General features: G+C 60.1%; 13 protein-coding genes. 8 read left to right on the top strand and 5 right to left on the bottom strand.

The window, feature by feature from the left end; genetic code table 11:
- Nucleotides 1-9 precede the first annotated feature (9 nt).
- The 6 genes from fadB to HU759_RS08875 all read left to right on the top strand — a co-directional run bounded on the left by fadB (nucleotide 10) and on the right by HU759_RS08875 (nucleotide 7542).
- Nucleotides 10-2157 carry a fatty acid oxidation complex subunit alpha FadB gene (gene fadB, locus HU759_RS08850; protein ID WP_099548674.1) on the top strand — a complete coding sequence of 716 codons (2148 nt, stop codon included), beginning with the start codon at nucleotides 10-12 and terminating at the stop codon, nucleotides 2155-2157.
- 29 nt (nucleotides 2158-2186) lie between these two features.
- Nucleotides 2187-3362 carry an acetyl-CoA C-acyltransferase FadA gene (fadA, locus tag HU759_RS08855; protein ID WP_017137418.1) on the top strand — a complete coding sequence of 392 codons (1176 nt, stop codon included), beginning with the start codon at nucleotides 2187-2189 and terminating at the stop codon, nucleotides 3360-3362.
- A 97-nt stretch (nucleotides 3363-3459) separates the two neighbouring features.
- Nucleotides 3460-3696: a DUF1653 domain-containing protein gene (locus HU759_RS08860; protein ID WP_017137419.1), complete on the top strand. Its 237-nt coding sequence runs from the start codon at nucleotides 3460-3462 to the stop codon at nucleotides 3694-3696.
- Nucleotides 3697-3810: 114 nt separating this feature from the next.
- Nucleotides 3811-6432: a type I DNA topoisomerase gene (gene topA, locus HU759_RS08865; protein ID WP_099548675.1), complete on the top strand. Its 2622-nt coding sequence runs from the start codon at nucleotides 3811-3813 to the stop codon at nucleotides 6430-6432.
- A 127-nt stretch (nucleotides 6433-6559) separates the two neighbouring features.
- A complete protein-coding gene (locus HU759_RS08870) occupies nucleotides 6560-7081 on the top strand; it encodes a DUF6586 family protein (protein WP_026013729.1) in 522 nt (173 codons plus the stop codon).
- Between the two features lie 227 nt (nucleotides 7082-7308).
- Entirely contained in the window at nucleotides 7309-7542 is a 234-nt protein-coding gene (locus HU759_RS08875; protein ID WP_010212068.1) for a hypothetical protein, read from the top strand.
- A 251-nt stretch (nucleotides 7543-7793) separates the two neighbouring features.
- On the opposite strand, the gene sulA is transcribed toward HU759_RS08875, so the two are convergent.
- Both sulA and lexA read right to left on the bottom strand, forming a co-directional pair.
- The gene (gene sulA / locus HU759_RS08880) at nucleotides 7794-8267 is read right to left on the bottom strand and encodes an SOS-induced cell division inhibitor SulA (RefSeq protein WP_170038815.1); all 474 of its coding nucleotides are present in this window, start codon (nucleotides 8265-8267) and stop codon (nucleotides 7794-7796) included.
- Between the two features lie 10 nt (nucleotides 8268-8277).
- Nucleotides 8278-8886, bottom strand: a complete 609-nt coding sequence (gene lexA, locus HU759_RS08885) for a transcriptional repressor LexA (protein ID WP_017137423.1) — start codon at nucleotides 8884-8886, stop codon at nucleotides 8278-8280.
- Between the two features lie 263 nt (nucleotides 8887-9149).
- On the opposite strand from lexA, the gene HU759_RS08890 reads away from it, so the two are divergent.
- Nucleotides 9150-9857, top strand: coding sequence for a TetR/AcrR family transcriptional regulator (locus HU759_RS08890; RefSeq protein WP_017137424.1), 708 nt, complete (start codon nucleotides 9150-9152; stop codon nucleotides 9855-9857).
- 134 nt (nucleotides 9858-9991) lie between these two features.
- Complete coding sequence (nagZ, locus tag HU759_RS08895) at nucleotides 9992-11002, top strand: beta-N-acetylhexosaminidase (RefSeq protein WP_017137425.1); 1011 nt, start codon at nucleotides 9992-9994, stop codon at nucleotides 11000-11002.
- 100 nt (nucleotides 11003-11102) lie between these two features.
- On the opposite strand, the gene HU759_RS08900 is transcribed toward nagZ, so the two are convergent.
- From HU759_RS08900 to mfd, 3 genes are read right to left on the bottom strand one after another with little or no spacing between them, the layout of a single operon-like run.
- Complete coding sequence (locus HU759_RS08900) at nucleotides 11103-13793, bottom strand: DEAD/DEAH box helicase (protein WP_170038817.1); 2691 nt, start codon at nucleotides 13791-13793, stop codon at nucleotides 11103-11105.
- 9 nt (nucleotides 13794-13802) lie between these two features.
- Entirely contained in the window at nucleotides 13803-14372 is a 570-nt protein-coding gene (locus HU759_RS08905) for a CsiV family protein (RefSeq protein WP_017137427.1), read from the bottom strand.
- An 11-nt stretch (nucleotides 14373-14383) separates the two neighbouring features.
- Nucleotides 14384-17833, bottom strand: coding sequence for a transcription-repair coupling factor (mfd, locus tag HU759_RS08910; RefSeq protein WP_017137428.1), 3450 nt, complete (start codon nucleotides 17831-17833; stop codon nucleotides 14384-14386).
- Between the last annotated feature and the right edge of the window lie 308 nt (nucleotides 17834-18141).

Here is an 18141-nt window from a genome sequence, read left to right on the forward strand (position 1 = left end):
GATCAGTTGATGATTTACGAAGGTAAAGCCATCACGGTTAAGGCTCTTGAAAGTGGCATCGTCGAACTGAAATTCGACCTCAAGGGTGAGTCCGTCAACAAGTTCAACCGTCTAACCCTGAACGAACTGCGTCAGGCCGTAGACACCATCAAAGCAGATGCTTCGGTCAAGGGCGTGATCGTCTCCAGCGGCAAGGACGTGTTTATCGTCGGCGCTGACATCACCGAATTCGTCGACAACTTCAAGCTGCCCGATGCAGAGCTTGTGGCCGGCAACCTCGAAGCCAACAAGATTTTCAGCGATTTCGAAGACCTCAACGTGCCAACCGTGGCTGCCATCAATGGCATCGCGTTGGGCGGCGGCCTGGAAATGTGCCTGGCTGCAGACTTCCGCGTCATGTCGGCCACCGCCAAAATCGGCCTGCCTGAAGTCAAACTGGGCATCTACCCAGGTTTCGGCGGCACTGTGCGTCTGCCGCGCCTGATCGGTGCTGACAACGCGATCGAGTGGATCGCCGCCGGTAAAGAAAACCGTGCCGAAGACGCGCTGAAAGTCGGTGCAGTCGATGCCGTGGTTGCCCCGGACAAACTGGCTGAAGCCGCCCTGAACCTGATCAAAGGCGCCATCAGCGGCGAATTTGACTACAAGGCCAAGCGTCAGCCGAAGCTGGAAAAACTCAAGCTCAACGCCATCGAACAAATGATGTCGTTCGAAACCGCCAAAGGTTTTGTGGCCGGCCAGGCCGGCCCGAACTACCCGGCGCCGGTTGAAGCGATCAAGACCATCCAGAAAGCTGCGAACTTCGGTCGCGACAAAGCCCTGGAAGTGGAAGCGGCAGGTTTCGTCAAACTGGCGAAAACCTCGGCAGCACAAAGCTTGATCGGCCTGTTCCTGAACGATCAGGAACTGAAGAAAAAGGCCAAGGCCTACGACGAAATCGCCCGCGACGTGAAACAGGCTGCCGTACTGGGCGCCGGTATCATGGGCGGCGGTATCGCCTATCAGTCGGCGTCCAAAGGCACGCCGATCCTGATGAAAGACATCAACGAGCACGGCATCGAGCAAGGCCTGGCAGAAGCCGCCAAGCTGCTGGTGGGCCGCGTTGATAAAGGTCGCATGACCGCCGCGAAGATGGCTGAAGTGCTTAACGGCATTCGTCCTACGCTGTCCTACGGCGATTTCGGTCACGTCGACCTGGTGGTCGAAGCCGTAGTCGAAAACCCGAAGGTCAAGCAAGCCGTACTGGCTGAAGTGGAAGGCCAGGTTAAAGACGACACTATCCTGGCCTCGAACACTTCGACCATTTCCATCTCGCTGCTGGCCAAAGCCCTCAAGCGTCCGGAAAACTTCGTCGGCATGCACTTCTTCAACCCGGTACACATGATGCCGCTGGTGGAAGTGATCCGTGGCGAGAAGTCCAGCGAGTTGGCGGTTGCCACCACCGTTGCCTACGCCAAGAAAATGGGCAAGAACCCGATCGTGGTCAATGACTGCCCGGGCTTCCTGGTCAACCGCGTGTTGTTCCCGTACTTCGGCGGTTTCGCCAAGCTGGTCAGCGCCGGTGTGGACTTCGTACGCATCGACAAGGTTATGGAAAAATTTGGCTGGCCAATGGGCCCGGCGTACCTGATGGACGTGGTCGGTATCGACACGGGCCACCACGGTCGTGACGTGATGGCTGAAGGCTTCCCGGACCGCATGAAAGACGACCGCCGCTCGGCGATCGACGCGCTCTACGAGGCCAAGCGCCTGGGCCAGAAAAACGGCAAAGGCTTCTACGCCTACGAGGCTGACAAGAAGGGCAAGCAGAAGAAAGTGGCCGACCCGTCGGTTCACGAAGTGCTGGCTCCGGTCATCTACGAGCAGCGTGAGGTGTCCGATGAGGACATCATCAACTGGATGATGATCGCCCTGTGCCTGGAAACCGTGCGTTGCCTGGAAGACGGCATCGTTGAAACCGCCGCCGAAGCCGATATGGGCCTGGTGTACGGTATTGGTTTCCCTCCATTCCGTGGTGGTGCGCTGCGTTACATCGACTCGATCGGTGTGGCTGAGTTCGTTGCCCTGGCTGACAAATACGCTGATTTGGGCCCGCTGTACCACCCGACCGCGAAGCTGCGTGAAATGGCCAAAAACGGCCAGAGCTTCTTCGGTTAAGCGCCCAGACGACTAGAGCGAGAATATTTATGAGCTTGAATCCAAGAGACGTGGTGATTGTCGACTTCGGTCGCACGCCAATGGGCCGCTCCAAGGGCGGCATGCACCGCAACACCCGCGCCGAAGACATGTCGGCGCACCTGATCAGCAAATTGCTGGAGCGTAACGTCAAGGTCGACCCTAACGAAGTCGAAGACGTGATCTGGGGCTGCGTCAACCAGACCCTGGAGCAGGGCTGGAACATCGCGCGCATGGCGTCGTTGATGACCCAGATCCCGCACACCGCAGCTGGCCAGACCGTCAGCCGCCTGTGTGGTTCGTCGATGAGCGCGCTGCACACTGCTGCGCAAGCGATCATGACCGGCAACGGCGATGTGTTCGTGGTCGGCGGCGTGGAGCACATGGGCCACGTCAGCATGATGCACGGCGTCGACCCTAACCCGCACATGTCGCTGTACGCGGCAAAAGCCTCGGGCATGATGGGCCTCACCGCAGAAATGCTCGGCAAAATGCACGGCATTACCCGCGAAGCCCAGGACGCATTCGGCGTGCGCTCCCACCAGTTGGCCCACAAGGCGACCGTGGAAGGCAAGTTCAAGGATGAAATCATCCCGATGAACGGTTACGACGAGAACGGTTTCCTCAAACTGTTCGACTACGACGAAACCATTCGTCCGGATACCACTCTGGAAAGCCTGGCGGCCTTGAAACCCGCCTTCAATCCAAAGGGCGGCACCGTGACAGCCGGTACGTCGTCGCAAATCACCGACGGTGCTTCGTGCATGATCGTGATGTCGGCGCAACGTGCCCAGGACCTGGGCATTCAGCCGATGGCGGTGATCCGTTCGATGGCAGTGGCAGGTGTGGACCCGGCAATCATGGGCTATGGTCCAGTACCGGCCACACAAAAAGCCTTGAAGCGCGCGGGCCTGACCATCTCCGATATCGACTTCTTCGAGCTCAACGAAGCTTTCGCCGCACAGGCCCTGCCAGTGCTGAAAGATTTGAAAGTACTCGACAAGATGAACGAGAAGGTTAACCTGCACGGCGGCGCGATTGCCCTGGGCCACCCATTCGGTTGCTCCGGTGCACGTATCTCCGGCACTTTGCTTAACGTGATGAAGCAAAATGGCGGCAACCTTGGGGTTGCAACCATGTGCATTGGTCTCGGCCAAGGCATTTCCACCGTCTTCGAACGTATCTAAACGTTTCGCTGACGGAAGCCGGGGCCCAGTGCCCCGGTTTTTGTTTTTTGGAATTTTTAATATTTTTTTTCAACAAATTTTGCACGAGGGCCAAAGCATGAAAGTCGAACCAGGGCTCTACCAACATTATAAGGGCCCGCAGTACCGCGTTTTTAATGTGGCGCGGCACTCCGAGACCGAAGAAGAAGTGGTGTTTTACCAAGCACTGTATGGCGATTACGGCTTTTGGGTGCGCCCATTGAGCATGTTCCTGGAGACCGTCGAAGTTGACGGCGAGCAGGTCCCGCGCTTTGCTTTGGTGCAGGTCGAACCCAGTCTTTTTTCAGGGCAATAACGGCAGGCCGCGCAGAATGCTGCGCTTGACCTCACCTTGTTGCCACTATATATAGCGTTGCCGCGACAGGCGCCAACTGCCTTTCACTTCTCGAATTCAGGAATTTTCCGATCCATGGGCAAATCGCTGGTCATTGTGGAATCCCCGGCTAAGGCCAAGACCATCAACAAGTACTTGGGCAACGAGTACGTGGTGAAGTCGAGTATCGGCCATATCCGAGACCTGCCCACCAGCGGTTCGGCTAGCGCCAGCAAGGAGCCTGCCGCCAAGCGCGGCAAGGCCGCTGCGGGCGAAGGTCCGGTGCTCAGCCCTAAAGAGAAAGCGCGCAAGCAGCTGGTCTCACGCATGGGTGTGGACCCGGATCACGGCTGGAAGGCCAAGTACGAAATCCTTCCAGGCAAGGAAAAGGTCATCGAAGAGCTGCGCCGGCTCGCCAAAGATGCCGACACCATCTATCTCGCGACGGACTTGGACCGCGAAGGGGAAGCCATTGCCTGGCACCTGCGCGAAGCCATCGGCGGTGATGACAGCCGCTACAAGCGTGTGGTGTTCAACGAAATCACCAAGAAAGCCATCCAGGAAGCCTTCTCCAAGCCGGGTGAGCTGGATATCGACCGTGTTAACGCCCAGCAGGCGCGTCGTTTCCTCGACCGCGTGGTGGGTTACATGGTCTCGCCACTGCTGTGGGCGAAAATCGCCCGTGGCCTGTCCGCCGGCCGTGTGCAATCGGTAGCGGTCAAGCTGGTGGTGGAGCGTGAGCGTGAGATCCGTGCGTTCAACCCCGAAGAATACTGGGAAGTCCACGCCGACCTGGGCACTGCCAAGGGCGCCAACGTGCGCTTTGAAGTGGCCCGTGAGAAAGGCGAGGCCTTCAAGCCGCTGAACGAAGCCCAGGCCATGGCCGCGCTGGAGAAGCTCAAGGCTTCCAGCTACAGCATCGTCAAGCGCGAAGACAAGCCAACCAGCAGCAAGCCGTCGGCGCCGTTCATCACGTCCACCTTGCAACAGGCCGCGAGCAACCGCCTGGGCTTTGGCGTGAAGAAGACCATGATGATGGCCCAGCGCTTGTATGAAGCCGGCTACATCACGTATATGCGTACCGACTCCACCAACCTGTCGCAAGACGCGGTGGCGATGGCGCGCACTTATATTGAAAGCGAGTTCGGCAAGAAGTACCTGCCGGAAAAGCCGAACGTCTACAGCAGCAAGGAAGGCGCACAAGAGGCTCACGAAGCGATTCGTCCTTCCGACGCCAACACCGAGCCAAGCAAGCTGAGCGGCATGGAGCGTGATGCTGAGCGCCTCTACGAGCTGATCTGGCGCCAGTTCCTTGCCTGCCAGATGCTGCCGGCGCAATACCTGTCCACCACCGTCAGCGTGGGCGCAGGCGACTTCGAGCTGCGTGCCAAGGGCCGTATCCTCAAGTTCGACGGCTATACCCGCGTGATGCCGCAAATCGCCAAGCCAGGCGATGACGACGTGCTGCCGGACATGGCCCAGGGCGACACGTTGAAGCTGATCAAGCTCGACCCGTCCCAGCACTTCACCAAGCCGCCGGCGCGTTACTCCGAAGCCAGCCTGGTAAAAGAGATGGAAAAACGCGGTATTGGTCGTCCTTCGACCTATGCGGCAATCATCTCGACCATCCAGGACCGTGGCTACGTAGCGCTGCACAACCGTCGTTTCTACTCGGAAAAGATGGGCGACATCGTCACCGAACGCCTGTCCGAGAGCTTCTCCAACCTCATGGATTACGGCTTCACCGCCGGCATGGAAGAGAACCTCGATGACGTGGCGCAGGGCGAACGCGACTGGAAAAACGTGCTGGATGAGTTCTACGGCGACTTCAAAAAGAAACTCGAAGTAGCCGAAAGCCCTGAAAGCGGCATGCGCGCCAACCAACCGGTGATGACCGACATCCCGTGCCTGACGTGCGGCCGCCCGATGCAGATTCGTACCGCATCCACCGGTGTGTTCCTCGGTTGCTCGGGCTACAGCCTGCCGCCGAAAGAGCGCTGCAAGGCCACCGTTAACCTGGTGCCAGGCGATGAGATTGCCGCCGACGACGAGGGTGAATCCGAGTCGCTGGTACTGCGCGGCAAGCACCGTTGCCCGATCTGCAGCACGGCGATGGACGCCTACCTGCTCGACGAGAAGCATAAGTTGCACATCTGCGGTAACAACCCGGATTGCAATGGCTACGAGATCGAAGAGGGCACCTACCGCATCAAAGGCTACGAAGGTCCGAGCCTGGAATGCGACAAGTGCGGCAGCGAGATGCAGCTCAAGACCGGTCGTTTCGGCAAGTTCTTCGGCTGCACCAACCCGACTTGCAAGAACACGCGCAAACTGCTCAAAAGCGGTGACGCGGCGCCGCCGAAGATGGACCCGGTGAAGATGCCTGAACTCAAGTGCGAGAAGGTCAACGACACCTACATCCTGCGTGACGGCGCTTCGGGTCTGTTCCTGGCGGCCAGCCAGTTTCCGAAAAACCGCGAGACCCGTGCTCCGCTGGTGATGGAAATCGTGCCGCACAAGGACGAGATCGATCCGAAGTACCACTTCCTGTGTGAAGCGCCGAAGAAGGATCCCGACGGTCGCCCGTCCGTGATCCGCTACAGCCGCAAAACCAAGGAGCAGTACGTGCAGACCGAAGTGGACGGCAAGCCTACCGGCTGGAAAGCTTTCTACGACGGCGGCAAGTGGAAGGTCGAGGACAAGCGCCAGGGCGCTTGATCGGCTGATCTGCCAGCTACAAAGGCCGCCTGAAAAGGCGGCCTTTTTTTACGCTTGCAGGAAACTTGGCTGATCCGTGACACTGTTCAGCCAGCATCACGCTTATTTCGTTGTGGAGATTGCCGTTATGGCCAACGAACTCTATACCCGTACCAATCAGAAAATTTACTTCGCGGGTTTGTCCCTGGAAGCCCTTGGCCGCGCCGAGGAAGGGAAGGAGATGAATGCCATCGCGCTGGTCCAGGCCGGGCGTGAGGCGGCGTTGTTCCACCTCTATGGCGCTTTGCTGGGCCTGTGCCATGAAATTGCCGGGTTCTACCGCTTGCCCCAGGCGGGCGCACCACGCGCAGAAATGCTCATGAACCGCGAAGTGCTGGACAGCATGGCGATTCCTGAACTGGCCGAACTGGTGGAAATGGCGCAGAGCCCCGACAGTTGGGTTGCTCGATTGCTCAAAGCGCATGCGGATATGTTCCAGCCGCCGCGTGTTCCCCATGTGCCCAAGGGTGATGTGACACAGCCGCTGATCGTGGCCGTTGCGCTGGGAGAGGATGAGCCCAAGCCCTTGAGCCGCGAAGAGCTGGAAAGCTGGCGCCAGGAGCTGAAGAAGATGGCGTTGCGGTTTCGTGAAGGCTTGAACGAGTGTTAAGAGGTTTGCGCTGAACAAAGGTGGGAGCTGGCTTGCCTGCGATAGGCTGGGTCAGCTTGCCGGCCATTTGCTGATGCACCGTAATCGCAGGCAAGCCAGCTCCCACATTGAGAGCAGTCTTGCCGAAGAGCACCATTCATCAAGCCGTTAAGAAACCTGTTCAGATCCTCAGCGAGGCTGGGTGGATGACTGATATAATCCCGGCCTTTCGTGGAGAACAGACTTATATGCCAACGTCCTTTCTGGAAATTGTAGAGTTGCCTGACGGCCGAATCGAGCTGCGCAGGGCCGAGGACGAGGGTTCTCTGGTTATTTTGGATTTTTCCGAAGATGCAAAAGTGTTCCTGCAGGGCCAACATGTAGAAGTGGCAAAAGCCATGTTGAGCGTTGGTGTGCAGATGGCTGGTCGCCTGGCCGAAGGCGAGCCGGAGAAGGAAGATGGGCCGCGGGTGCTTCACTGAGTAGCAATGACGCGCTGTCGGAAGTGTTCTGACGACCGGGCTTCTGTGGCGAGGGAGCTTGCTCCCGCTGGGCTGCGAAGCGGCCCTGAATAGATTTAATGCGCTGTATCAGGTATTCCACGGTGCCTGGTTTTGGGGCTGCTGCGCAGCCCAGCGCGAGCAAGCTCGCTCGCCACAACAAGCTCACCTGCCACAACAGGCTCGCCTGCCATAACAAGCCCATCCATACGGCTGGCCTGCAGCAGATCCCATTACCCCAATCGAATATTCAAACTCTGCGCATCGCCCGTGCGCGCGGCGCTGATCAGCTGCTGCTTGGCTGTTGCATTCAGTGGGTTCAACCAGCTCACCACCGTGTGGCTGCGCCCCAGGCGCAAGGCTTCGCACGTCAGTTGCTGAGCACTTTGCGCACCGCGCGGTTGCAGCAGCAGGATGCGCTCACGGTTGAGCCCGGCGTCCCGCAGCCAGGCCTGGGTCAGGCTGGCGGGTGGGGCAATCAGCGTCAGCCAGCGTGCGTCCTGCTCCTCGCTCAATTCTCGAAGGATCGGCGCCAGCAGGCTCAGGCAGCTCCCGGCAGCACCGCGCAACGACAGTTCACTGAACGCCTCAGGTTCGGAGCCCCAAGGGGCCTCGACCGCTTCCTTGAGAATGGGCGCAAGGGGTTGGGCCATAAAGGCCTCGAACAGCGACAGTTGTGTGTGTTGTGGGGTGTGCACGAGTTGCATGGTGCCTCCTTTAGCGGCGAATAACGCCGACGCTCAAGCCTTCGATCACCAGGTCCTGATCTTTCAGGTTCACTTCAATCGGGGCGAACTCAGGGTTCTCGGCCATAAGCCAGACCTTGCTGCCTTCGCGCTTGAAGCGTTTGACGGTGACTTCGTCGCCGATACGGGCGACGACGATCTGACCATTACGGGCTTCGCGAGTGGTGTGGACAGCCAGCAGATCACCGTCGAAAATGCCCACGTCCTTCATGCTCATGCCGTGTACGCGCAACAGGTAGTCGGCACGCGGATGGAAGAACGTCGGGTTGATGTTGCAGGACTCTTCGACGTGCTGCTGCGCCAGGATCGGCGCACCGGCGGCGACGCGACCGATGATCGGCAGGGTCGATTCGTCGGCCTTGGCTTCAAAGCCAGGGATGCGAATACCGCGTGAAGCACCTGGGGTCATCTCGATCGCGCCTTTGCGGGCGAGGGCCTTGAGGTGTTCTTCGGCGGCGTTGGGGGACTTGAACCCCAGTTCCAGCGCAATTTCCGCTCGCGTCGGCGGGTAGCCGTTGTCGTCGAGGCAGCGCTTGATAAAAGCCAGAATCTCAGCTTGGCGTGGCGTCAGTTTTAGCATGTTGATCGCTCTGTCTTTTTATACAGTGACTGGGATTATATACAGTGAACTGCGCTTGGCAATCATCCTTTTTTGGCACTCCGCTGGACGGTCGTCTGTCACTCTTCCTGCAAGGCATAGACAGCGCTGCCTACAGGGCGCGAAGGATGTGATTAAATAGCGATGAAATAGATGACTGCCCGGCCGGAAAACGGCCTCGCAGGCTTGACAAGACACACCCTGAAACGTATGTTTCAAACAAGTGTTTGTCAGGCGGAGTAGCCATGGCCCAGTCGGAAACCGTTGAACGCATTCTCGATGCTGCCGAGCAATTGTTCGCGGAAAAAGGATTTGCTGAAACTTCATTGCGGCTGATTACCAGCAAGGCTGGGGTTAACCTCGCCGCTGTGAACTATCATTTCGGCTCGAAAAAAGCCCTGATCCAGGCGGTGTTCTCGCGCTTCCTGGGGCCGTTCTGCGCCAGCCTCGACCGTGAGCTGGAGCGTCGCCAGACCAAGCCCGAAAACAAGCCAAGCCTGGAAGACCTGCTGGAAATCCTGGTTGAGCAAGCCTTGGTGGTTCAACCGCGCAGCGGCAATGACCTGTCGATCTTCATGCGCCTGTTAGGGCTGGCCTTCAGCCAGAGCCAGGGCCACTTGCGCCGTTACCTGGAAGACATGTACGGCAAGGTGTTCCGTCGCTACATGCTGCTGGTCAACGAAGCTGCGCCGCGTATTCCGCCGATCGAACTGTTCTGGCGTGTGCACTTCATGCTCGGCGCTGCCGCGTTCAGCATGTCCGGGATCAAGGCGTTGCGCGCAATTGCCGAGACCGATTTCGGCGTCAATACTTCCATCGAGCAAGTGATGCGCCTGATGGTGCCGTTCCTTGCCGCCGGCATGCGTGCCGAAACCGGCGTGACCGATCCGGTCATGGCCGCTGCCCAGTTGCGTGCGCGCAGCAAATCTACGCCGGCCGTCGCCAAGGCGTGATTGCCCCAGGTGTGCGCGGCGGCTAAGCTAGCCGCCATGCCGATTTCAGCTATTTACTCACAACCCGTTGTGCTCGCTGCGCTTATTGCGCCAGGTGAGGGCAACGGGTTGTGTGCGTTATTTAAGGAAAGTTTATGACTGCTGCCCTGCAAGGTTCGTTAATGGTCGATGTGGCCGGTACTTGGCTGACGGCCGAGGATCGCCAGTTGTTGCGCCAGCCTGAAGTGGGCGGGTTGATCATTTTTGCGCGCAATATCGAGCACCCGCGGCAAGTGCGCGAATTGAGTGCGGCCATTCGCGCGGTGCGCCCAGACCTGCTGCTGGCGGTCGATCAGGAAGGCGGGCGTGTGCAGCGCCTGCGCCAGGGCTTTGTGCGTCTGCCGGCCATGCGCCTGCTGGCGGATAAACCCAACGCCGAATACCTGGCCGAGCAGTGCGGCTGGATCATGGCCACTGAAGTGCTGGCGGTCGGCCTCGACCTGAGCTTCGCCCCGGTGCTTGACCTCGACTACCAACGCAGCGCCGTTGTCGGCACCCGTTCCTTCGAAGGCGATCCGGAGCGCGCTGCCGTGCTCGCGGGTGCATTCATTCGCGGCATGAACAGCGCCGGTATGGCGGCCACCGGTAAACACTTCCCGGGCCATGGCTGGGCCGAGGCGGATTCCCACGTCGCGATTCCAAACGACGAGCGCAGCCTGGAACAGATTCGTGCAAATGACCTGGTGCCTTTCGCACGCCTGAGCAAGCAATTGGCGGCGGTGATGCCGGCTCACGTTATTTATCCGCAAGTGGACGCACAGCCCGCCGGTTTCTCGCGTCGCTGGTTGCAGGATATTTTGCGCGGCGAGCTGCAATTTGATGGGGTGATTTTCAGCGATGACCTGTCCATGGCCGGCGCTCATGTGGTCGGTGATGCGGCCAGTCGAATTGAGGCGGCGCTGACGGCCGGTTGTGATATGGGGTTGGTGTGTAATGACCGTGCTGCTGCGGAGCTGGCACTGACTGCGGCGCAACGCATGAAGGTCACGCCGTCGGCGCGGATTGCGCGGATGCGTGGGCAGGCAATTGCCTCTACGGAGTACAAGCAGGATCCGCGTTGGCTGGTGGCGCTTACCGCGTTGCGCGATGCTCAGTTGATCGACTGAATATCGCGTTGCTGCCATCGCAGGCAAGCCAGCTCCCACTCTCGATTTGTGAATACATTCAAGGGTGGGAGCTGGCTTGCCTGCGATAGCGATCTAACCGTCAGCGCTTCTCTTGCTTGTTGGGCAACGGCGCAAACAACGCCTCGATATCCTCATTACCCAACTGCCAATCCCCGGTCGTGCGCCCATCCAGCACGCCTGCTGCCAGATCAGACTTTTCCTTCTGCAGGTGTTGGATCTTCTCCTCCACCGTGCCTCGCGCAATCATCTTGTACACGAACACCGGCTTCTCCTGCCCGATGCGGTACGCACGGTCGGTCGCCTGGTTTTCCGTCGCCGGGTTCCACCACGGGTCATAGTGGATCACCGTATCCGCCTCGGTCAGGTTCAAGCCCACGCCGCCGGCCTTCAGGCTGATCAGAAAAATCTGTAGCTTGCCGCTCTGGAAATCCTTCACCGGCGTGCGCCGGTCGCGGGTCTGGCCGGTGAGTAATGCGTAGGGCACGCCGCGTTTTTTCAGCTCGGCTTCGATCAGGCTCAGCATCGAGGTGAACTGCGAGAACAACAATATTCGGCGCCCTTCGGCGAACAGCTCTTCGAGCATCTCCAACAGGCTGTCGAGTTTGCCTGAGCTGCTGCCACGGGCGGGCAGGGTGGCGTCGTTGACCAGGCGCAGGTCGCAACACACCTGGCGCAACTTGAGCAGCGCTTCAAGAATGATGATCTGGCTGCGCGCCACGCCCTTGCGGGTGATTTCGTCGCGCACCTTCTTGTCCATGGCCAGGCGCATGGTTTCGTACACGTCGCGCTGGGCCTCATTGAGGTCGACCCAATGGATGATCTCGGTCTTGGGCGGCAGCTCGGTGGCCACCTGCTCTTTGGTGCGGCGCAGCAGGAAAGGTTTTATCCGACCGTTGAGGTGTTGCAAGCGCACCTCACTGGCGCGCTTTTCGATGGGCACGCGGTAATCGCGGTTGAAGCTTTTTACGTCACCCAGCCAGCCCGGCAGCAGGAAGTGGAACAGCGACCACAGCTCGCCCAAGTGGTTTTCCAGCGGCGTGCCGCTCAGGCACAGGCGCTGGCGAGCAGTGAACTCGCGCGCGGCCTGGGCAGCCTTGCTGTTGGGGTTCTTGATGTATTGGGCTTCATCGAGGATCAGCACATGCAAGGGCAGGGCGGCGAGCGTGTCGATGTCCTTGGGCAGCAGCGCGTAGGTGGTCAGCAGCAGGTCATAGTCCTGCAAATGGGGGAAATGTTTCTTACGGCCAGCGCCGTATAGCGCCTGCACCCGCAGTTGCGGTGTGAAGTGCGCCGCCTCATCCAGCCAGTTGGGAATCAGGCTGGTGGGCATCACCACCATGCACGGTCGGTCGAGGCGTCCGGCGGCCTTTTCGCTGAGAATATGCGCCAGGGTCTGCAGGGTTTTGCCCAGGCCCATGTCATCGGCAAGGATCCCGCCGACATCGAGCTGACGCAGCGACTGCATCCAGCTCAAGCCTTCCAGCTGATACGGGCGCAAGGTCGCGTTCAAGCCCTCGGGCGCCACGCAGGTGAAGTCCTTGATGTCGCGCAGGCGCTGGGCGAAATTGCGGATCTTCTCACCGCCTTCCCATTGCAGCGGCAGGTCTTCCAGCGGGTTCAGGCGAATGGCGTCGGCTTTGGCCAGACGCAAGCTGGTGGTGCCGGTTTCCTGTAGGTAAAACTCGCCAAGGGTTGCCAGCACCGGCTTGAGCCTGCCGTACGGCAAAGCCACTTGCAGCGGGCCGTGGCCGTTGGGCAGGCCGGGAATATTCACCAGGATCAGCTCGTCGTCACGGCGCCGGGCAAGTTTTTCCGGGTTGAGGATTTCGGTATGCGAACGCATCAAGTTGAGCAAAATCGGCAACAGGCTCAGGCGCTCGCCATTGACGATAATCCCCAGCTCCAGGTCGAACCAGTCGCGTTCCGGGCCTTCGTCGACGGTGGCGTACCAGTCATCGACGGTGCTCAAGTCGAAACCGAAATCCTCATCGATCTGCAACTCCCAACCCTCGGCGCGCAAGGTCGGCGAGGCGTTGAGGGTGAAGTTCAACCAGGCGCTGTCATTGACCATTTCGAACAATTCACCGGCACTCTCCGGCAACGCCTTGCTCTGGCGTGTAGCGATCTTGAAGCCCAGCAGGCGCAGTTGTTCGCGATAGGGTTGCTCCAGTTCCGGATGGCGCTTGATGCGCAGGCTCTGGGTTTCCTGGCGCACGATGATGTCGGCGTTTTTTTGCCCGCTGACATAGTTGCCCAGGTAATTGAACGACAGCGCCGCACGGTGCTGGATATAGCGCTGCATCTTGCCATTACGCGGTTCAAACGCGCTGAACTCCACGCTGGCCAGCCACAGGCGCGGCACTGGCCGCACATCTTCCATCACCACCTGTGGCAGCACCACGCGGTTATCCAGCACGGCCTGGAGTTTTTCCAACAGCTCGGCATCTTGCGCGGCGGCCGGGTAAGCCAGGGTTTCCTGGACCTTGAGCAGCACTGCCGCGATGTGTTTGCAGTTGGTGTGTACCGGGCAGGTGCAGCGGCTGTCCACCAGGATCAGCGTGCCCTTGGCCGATTCGCGCAGCGAGATGGTTTGTCGGTATACATTGCCGCCAGAGCCTTCGCAGCTGGCGATGATGGTGCTGTCGCCGGACTCGACGATGCGCACGCGGTTTTCCAGGGCGTAGCGCCGCCCGCGCTCAAGGCTTTGCTCTTTAAAGCGATTGGCCCACGAAGGGGCCAGGGGTTTGGTCAACGACGACGTCAGGGGCATGGCGCTGGATCAGTCCTGAATGTCGGGCGGTGGCGCACTGGGTGGTTTGGCGGTCAGCGAAGTGATCTTGATCAGCAGCGCCAAGTGGCCGCCATCCAGGTAATTGAGTTGGTTGTTCTTGGTGCGCACGTCTTGCTGGCTCAAGTGTTCGCTGGCAATCACGCTGCCATTGGCGTCGAACTGGTTGATCCAGAAATCCGCGTCGATATCGGTAAAACGCCCCAGTTGCAGGTTCAGCGTGCCTTCGATGGGGAACTGGCCGAACTGCTCCTGGCCGTCGGTAATGGCCAGCTTCACGGGTTGCTCGCCCAGGTTCTGATCCCAGGCCCGGTGCAGCAATACGGTGTAACTATTGTCCGCACTGAGCTTGTCGACGATGTTGCCCAGCCGCGGTGGGCTTAGCTTGTCGGTCGGCAACCGCGCAGCGCCGGCATCCCAGTTTTCCGGCGCGGCGCGGCTGTTGATCACCGGTTCGGCGTTCTGGCGCACCAGGATCATTTCAACCAGGTACGGGCTGTCGGCAAACGCCGAAGGTGCGACCACCACCAACACTAAGCTCAGAATGCGGAACAGGCGCATGGGGGCGTCCTTCAAGCAGATTTCGGGATGAGGCGCTCAAACAGCGCCTCCAGGGTATTGAAGCGTTCTTCGGCACGCTCCATCGGCACCATGAATTTGAACAGCGTAGCCCCTTCGAACTTGTAGCGGTTGGGTTGGCCCTGAATCAGTTTGATCAGCACCAATGGGTCCACCGGCGTTTGCGCCTCGAACTCGATGCGCCCACCCTGCGGCCCGGCGTCGACTTTCTTGATGCCCAGCTGTTCGGCCTGCAATTTCAGCAGCGTCAGGCGCACCAGGTTCTTGGTTGGCTCGGGCAGCAGGCCGAAGCGGTCGATCATCTCGACTTGCAAGTCCTTGAGGCCTTCTTCGTCGGTGGCCGAGGCGATGCGCTTGTACAGAATCAGCCGCGCGTGCACGTCGGGCAGGTAGTCCTCGGGAATCAGCGCCGGCAAACGCAGGTTGATTTCCGGGCCGCCGCCCAAGGGTTGGTCGAGGTTCGGTTGTTCGCCCTTGCGGATGGCTTTCACTGCGCGCTCGAGCATCTCCATATACAAGGTGAAACCCACGGCCTGGATCTGTCCGCTCTGGCCGTCGCCGAGCAGTTCGCCGGCGCCACGGATTTCCAGGTCGTTGGTGGCCAGTACAAAACCGGCACCGAGGTCCTGGGTATTGGCGATCGCTTCCAGGCGCTTTTCGGCATCGGAGGTGATCTGTTGGCGCGGCGGAGTCAGCAGGTAGGCATAGGCCTGGTGGTGACTACGGCCCACACGGCCACGCAACTGGTGCAATTGCGCCAGGCCAAACTTGTCGGCGCGCTCGATGATGATGGTGTTGGCGCTTGGCACGTCGATGCCGGTCTCGATGATGGTCGAGGCAATCAGCACATTGAAGCGCTTGTGATAGAAGTCGCTCATGACTTGTTCGAGTTCGCGCTCGCGCATCTGCCCGTGGCCGATGGCAATACGGGCTTCCGGCACCAGTTCGGCGAGGTCGGCGGCGCATTTCTCGATGGTCTTCACGTCGTTGTGCAGGTAATACACCTGGCCGCCACGCAGCAATTCGCGCAGCAGTGCTTCCTTGACCGTGCTTTTGTTCTGCTCCATCACAAAGGTGCGCACCGACAACCGGCGCGCCGGCGGCGTGGCAATGATCGACAAGTCGCGCATGCCCGACACGGCCATGTTCAGCGTGCGTGGGATCGGCGTCGCAGTGAGCGTAAGAATGTCGACTTCGCTGCGCAGGGCCTTGAGCTGTTCTTTTTGACGCACACCAAAGCGGTGCTCTTCGTCGATGATCACCAGGCCCAGATTCTTGATCTTCACATCGTCCGACAGCAGCTTGTGCGTGCCGATCACGATATCGATCTTGCCCTCGGCCAGGTCAGCGACGGCGGCGTTGACTTCCTTGGCGGATTTGAACCGGCTCATCACTTCCACGGTCACCGGCCAGTCGGCAAAGCGATCACGGAAGCTGTTGTAGTGCTGTTGGGCGAGCAGGGTGGTCGGCACCAGGATCGCCACCTGGCGGCCACCGTGCACGGCAATAAAAGCTGCGCGCATGGCCACTTCGGTTTTGCCGAAGCCCACGTCGCCGCACACCAGGCGGTCCATCGGCTTGGGCGCCAGCATATCGGCGCGCACCGCTTCGATGGTGGTTTGCTGGTCGGGAGTTTCTTCGAAGGCAAAGCCGGCGCTGAAGGTGGCGTAGTCGGCTTTCGGGTCGGCAAACGCATAGCCTTCGCGCGCGGCACGGCGGGCATAAATGTCGAGCAACTCGGCCGCTACGTCGCGCACCTGTTCGGCGGCCTTGCGCTTGGCTTTCTGCCAGGTCTCGGAGCCCAGGCGATGCAACGGCGCCAGCGCGTCGTCGCTGCCGGTATAGCGGGCGATCAGGTGCAGGCTGGCCACCGGCACATAGAGCTTGGCGCCTTCGGCGTATTCCATGGTGAGGAATTCGGCGGCCTGGTTGTCGATCTCCAGGGTCTGCAGGCCCAGATAGCGGCCCACGCCGTGGTCGATATGCACCACCGGCGCGCCTTCGCGCAGTTCGGTGAGGTTCTTGATCACCGCGTCGTTGTTGGCGTCGGCGCGTTTTTCACGGCGCCGGCGCTGCATCACGCGCTGACCGAACAGCGGGCTCTCGGCGATGAGTGCCAGCGCCGGGTCGTCCAGCAACAAGCCTTCGTCCAGCGGCGCAATGGTGATCGCCAGGCGCTCTTTGCTGGCGACGAAATCCGGCCAGCTGTCGACGGTTTTCGGGCGCAGCTTCAGGCGTTCCAGCAATTCCAGCAGCACTTCGCGACGGCCGGCGGATTCGGCGGTAAACAGCACGCGGCCAGGGAAGTCGCCAAGAAAATTCGACAGCGCTTCCAGTGGCTGGGTGGCTTTGGCCTGGATCGCCAAGTCCGGCAGCGTGCTCGCCGGGAAACGCTCGCGACCACTGCCGGTGTCCACGTCCTGCTGGCTGGCGACCACGCGCGGCCAGTTTTTCAGGCGGGCGAAGCAGTCTTCCACCGGCAGGAACAGCTCGGCGGGCGGCAATAAAGGTCGCGACGGGTCGACGCGGCGCTCTTCGTAGCGGTTGCGCACGTCGTTCCAGAAGTTTTCCGCCGCCTGCTCGATGCCCGGCAGCGAGAACACTTGGGTGTCTGCGGGCAGGTAATCGAACAGGGTGGAGGTTTCGTCGAAGAACAGCGGCAGGTAGTACTCGATACCGGCCGGTGTAATCCCGCTGCTTAAATCCTGAAAGATCGGGCAGCGGCGGAAGTCGACGTCGAAGCGTTCGCGAAAGCGCGCCTTGAAGCGCGTGACCGCGTCTTTTTGCAGCGGGAATTCGCGCGCCGGCAGCAGCTTGATCGACTCTACTTTGTCGATGGAGCGCTGGTTGTCCGGGTCGAAGGTGCGCAACGTCTCGATTTCGTCATCGAACAGGTCGATGCGGTACGGCAGTTTGCTGCCCATCGGAAACAGGTCGATCAACGCACCACGCACCGCGAACTCGCCGTGTTCGTACACTGTGTCGACGCAGCGGTAGCCGCTGGCTTCCAGGCGCGTGCGCATCTGCTCTACATCGAGTTTCTGGCCGACATCCAGCACCAGGCTGCTGCCGAGCAGGAACTTGGTCGGTGCCAGGCGGTGCAGGGCGGTGGTGATCGGCACCACCAGCACGCCGTGCGCCAGTTCCGGCAGGCGGTACAGGCTGGCGATGCGCTGGGAAATGATGTCCTGGTGCGGCGAGAACAGGTCGTAGGGCAGGGTTTCCCAGTCGGGGAAATGCAGCACCGGCAAATCGGGGGCGAAGAAGCTCAGCTCCTGCTCCAGCCGCTCGGCGCTTTGGCTGTCGGCGGTGAGTAGCAGGGTAAAGCGCTTGGCTGCGCTGGCAGCCTCGGCAATGGCCAGGCTCAGGGCGGCACCGGGCAGGTTGCCCCAGTGCTGTTTACCTGCCGCGGCAGGGAGAAGCGGTAGACGCAGAACGGGCACGGAAGGTTGAGCTCCAAGCGTTGCGACAAAGTCGGTAATTGTAGCGGTCCAAGGTGCCGCCTGTCAGTTGCTGACTGAGCCTATTACGGTTTGCAGGAAATGTAGTGGCTAAGACAAACAATGGCGGGTTTTGACTCAATATGTAGTGCTATTTTGCGTGGATGTTTCGGAGGGTTACGGACAAGTCGACGTTGGCGCTCAACCAGCGGCCTTCTGGAAGCCGCGTATTTACTGGGCTGCAGCGGGGTGTGATTTTTTCGCAAGCACTTTTTGTTGCCCGACGCGCATTGCTCCGAGGCCGGTCGGGC

Origin of the sequence: Pseudomonas sp. OE 28.3 (assembly GCF_014268205.2) — a bacterium.
GTDB classification, from domain to species: domain Bacteria; phylum Pseudomonadota; class Gammaproteobacteria; order Pseudomonadales; family Pseudomonadaceae; genus Aquipseudomonas; species Aquipseudomonas edaphica.

Excerpts from the sequence above, each read along its gene's own strand:
- sulA (WP_170038815.1), bottom strand. The coding sequence starts at position 8,267 with ATGCAACTCGTGCACACCCCACAACACACACAACTGTCGCTGTTCGAG.
- HU759_RS08905 (WP_017137427.1), bottom strand. The coding sequence starts at position 14,372 with ATGCGCCTGTTCCGCATTCTGAGCTTAGTGTTGGTGGTGGTCGCACCT.
- HU759_RS08870 (WP_026013729.1), top strand. The coding sequence starts at position 6,560 with ATGGCCAACGAACTCTATACCCGTACCAATCAGAAAATTTACTTCGCG.
- HU759_RS08860 (WP_017137419.1), top strand. The coding sequence starts at position 3,460 with ATGAAAGTCGAACCAGGGCTCTACCAACATTATAAGGGCCCGCAGTAC.
- lexA (WP_017137423.1), bottom strand. The coding sequence starts at position 8,886 with ATGCTAAAACTGACGCCACGCCAAGCTGAGATTCTGGCTTTTATCAAG.
- HU759_RS08900 (WP_170038817.1), bottom strand. The coding sequence starts at position 13,793 with ATGCCCCTGACGTCGTCGTTGACCAAACCCCTGGCCCCTTCGTGGGCC.
- fadB (WP_099548674.1), top strand. The coding sequence starts at position 10 with ATGATTTACGAAGGTAAAGCCATCACGGTTAAGGCTCTTGAAAGTGGC.
- fadA (WP_017137418.1), top strand. The coding sequence starts at position 2,187 with ATGAGCTTGAATCCAAGAGACGTGGTGATTGTCGACTTCGGTCGCACG.
- topA (WP_099548675.1), top strand. The coding sequence starts at position 3,811 with ATGGGCAAATCGCTGGTCATTGTGGAATCCCCGGCTAAGGCCAAGACC.
- HU759_RS08890 (WP_017137424.1), top strand. The coding sequence starts at position 9,150 with ATGGCCCAGTCGGAAACCGTTGAACGCATTCTCGATGCTGCCGAGCAA.
- nagZ (WP_017137425.1), top strand. The coding sequence starts at position 9,992 with ATGACTGCTGCCCTGCAAGGTTCGTTAATGGTCGATGTGGCCGGTACT.
- HU759_RS08875 (WP_010212068.1), top strand. The coding sequence starts at position 7,309 with ATGCCAACGTCCTTTCTGGAAATTGTAGAGTTGCCTGACGGCCGAATC.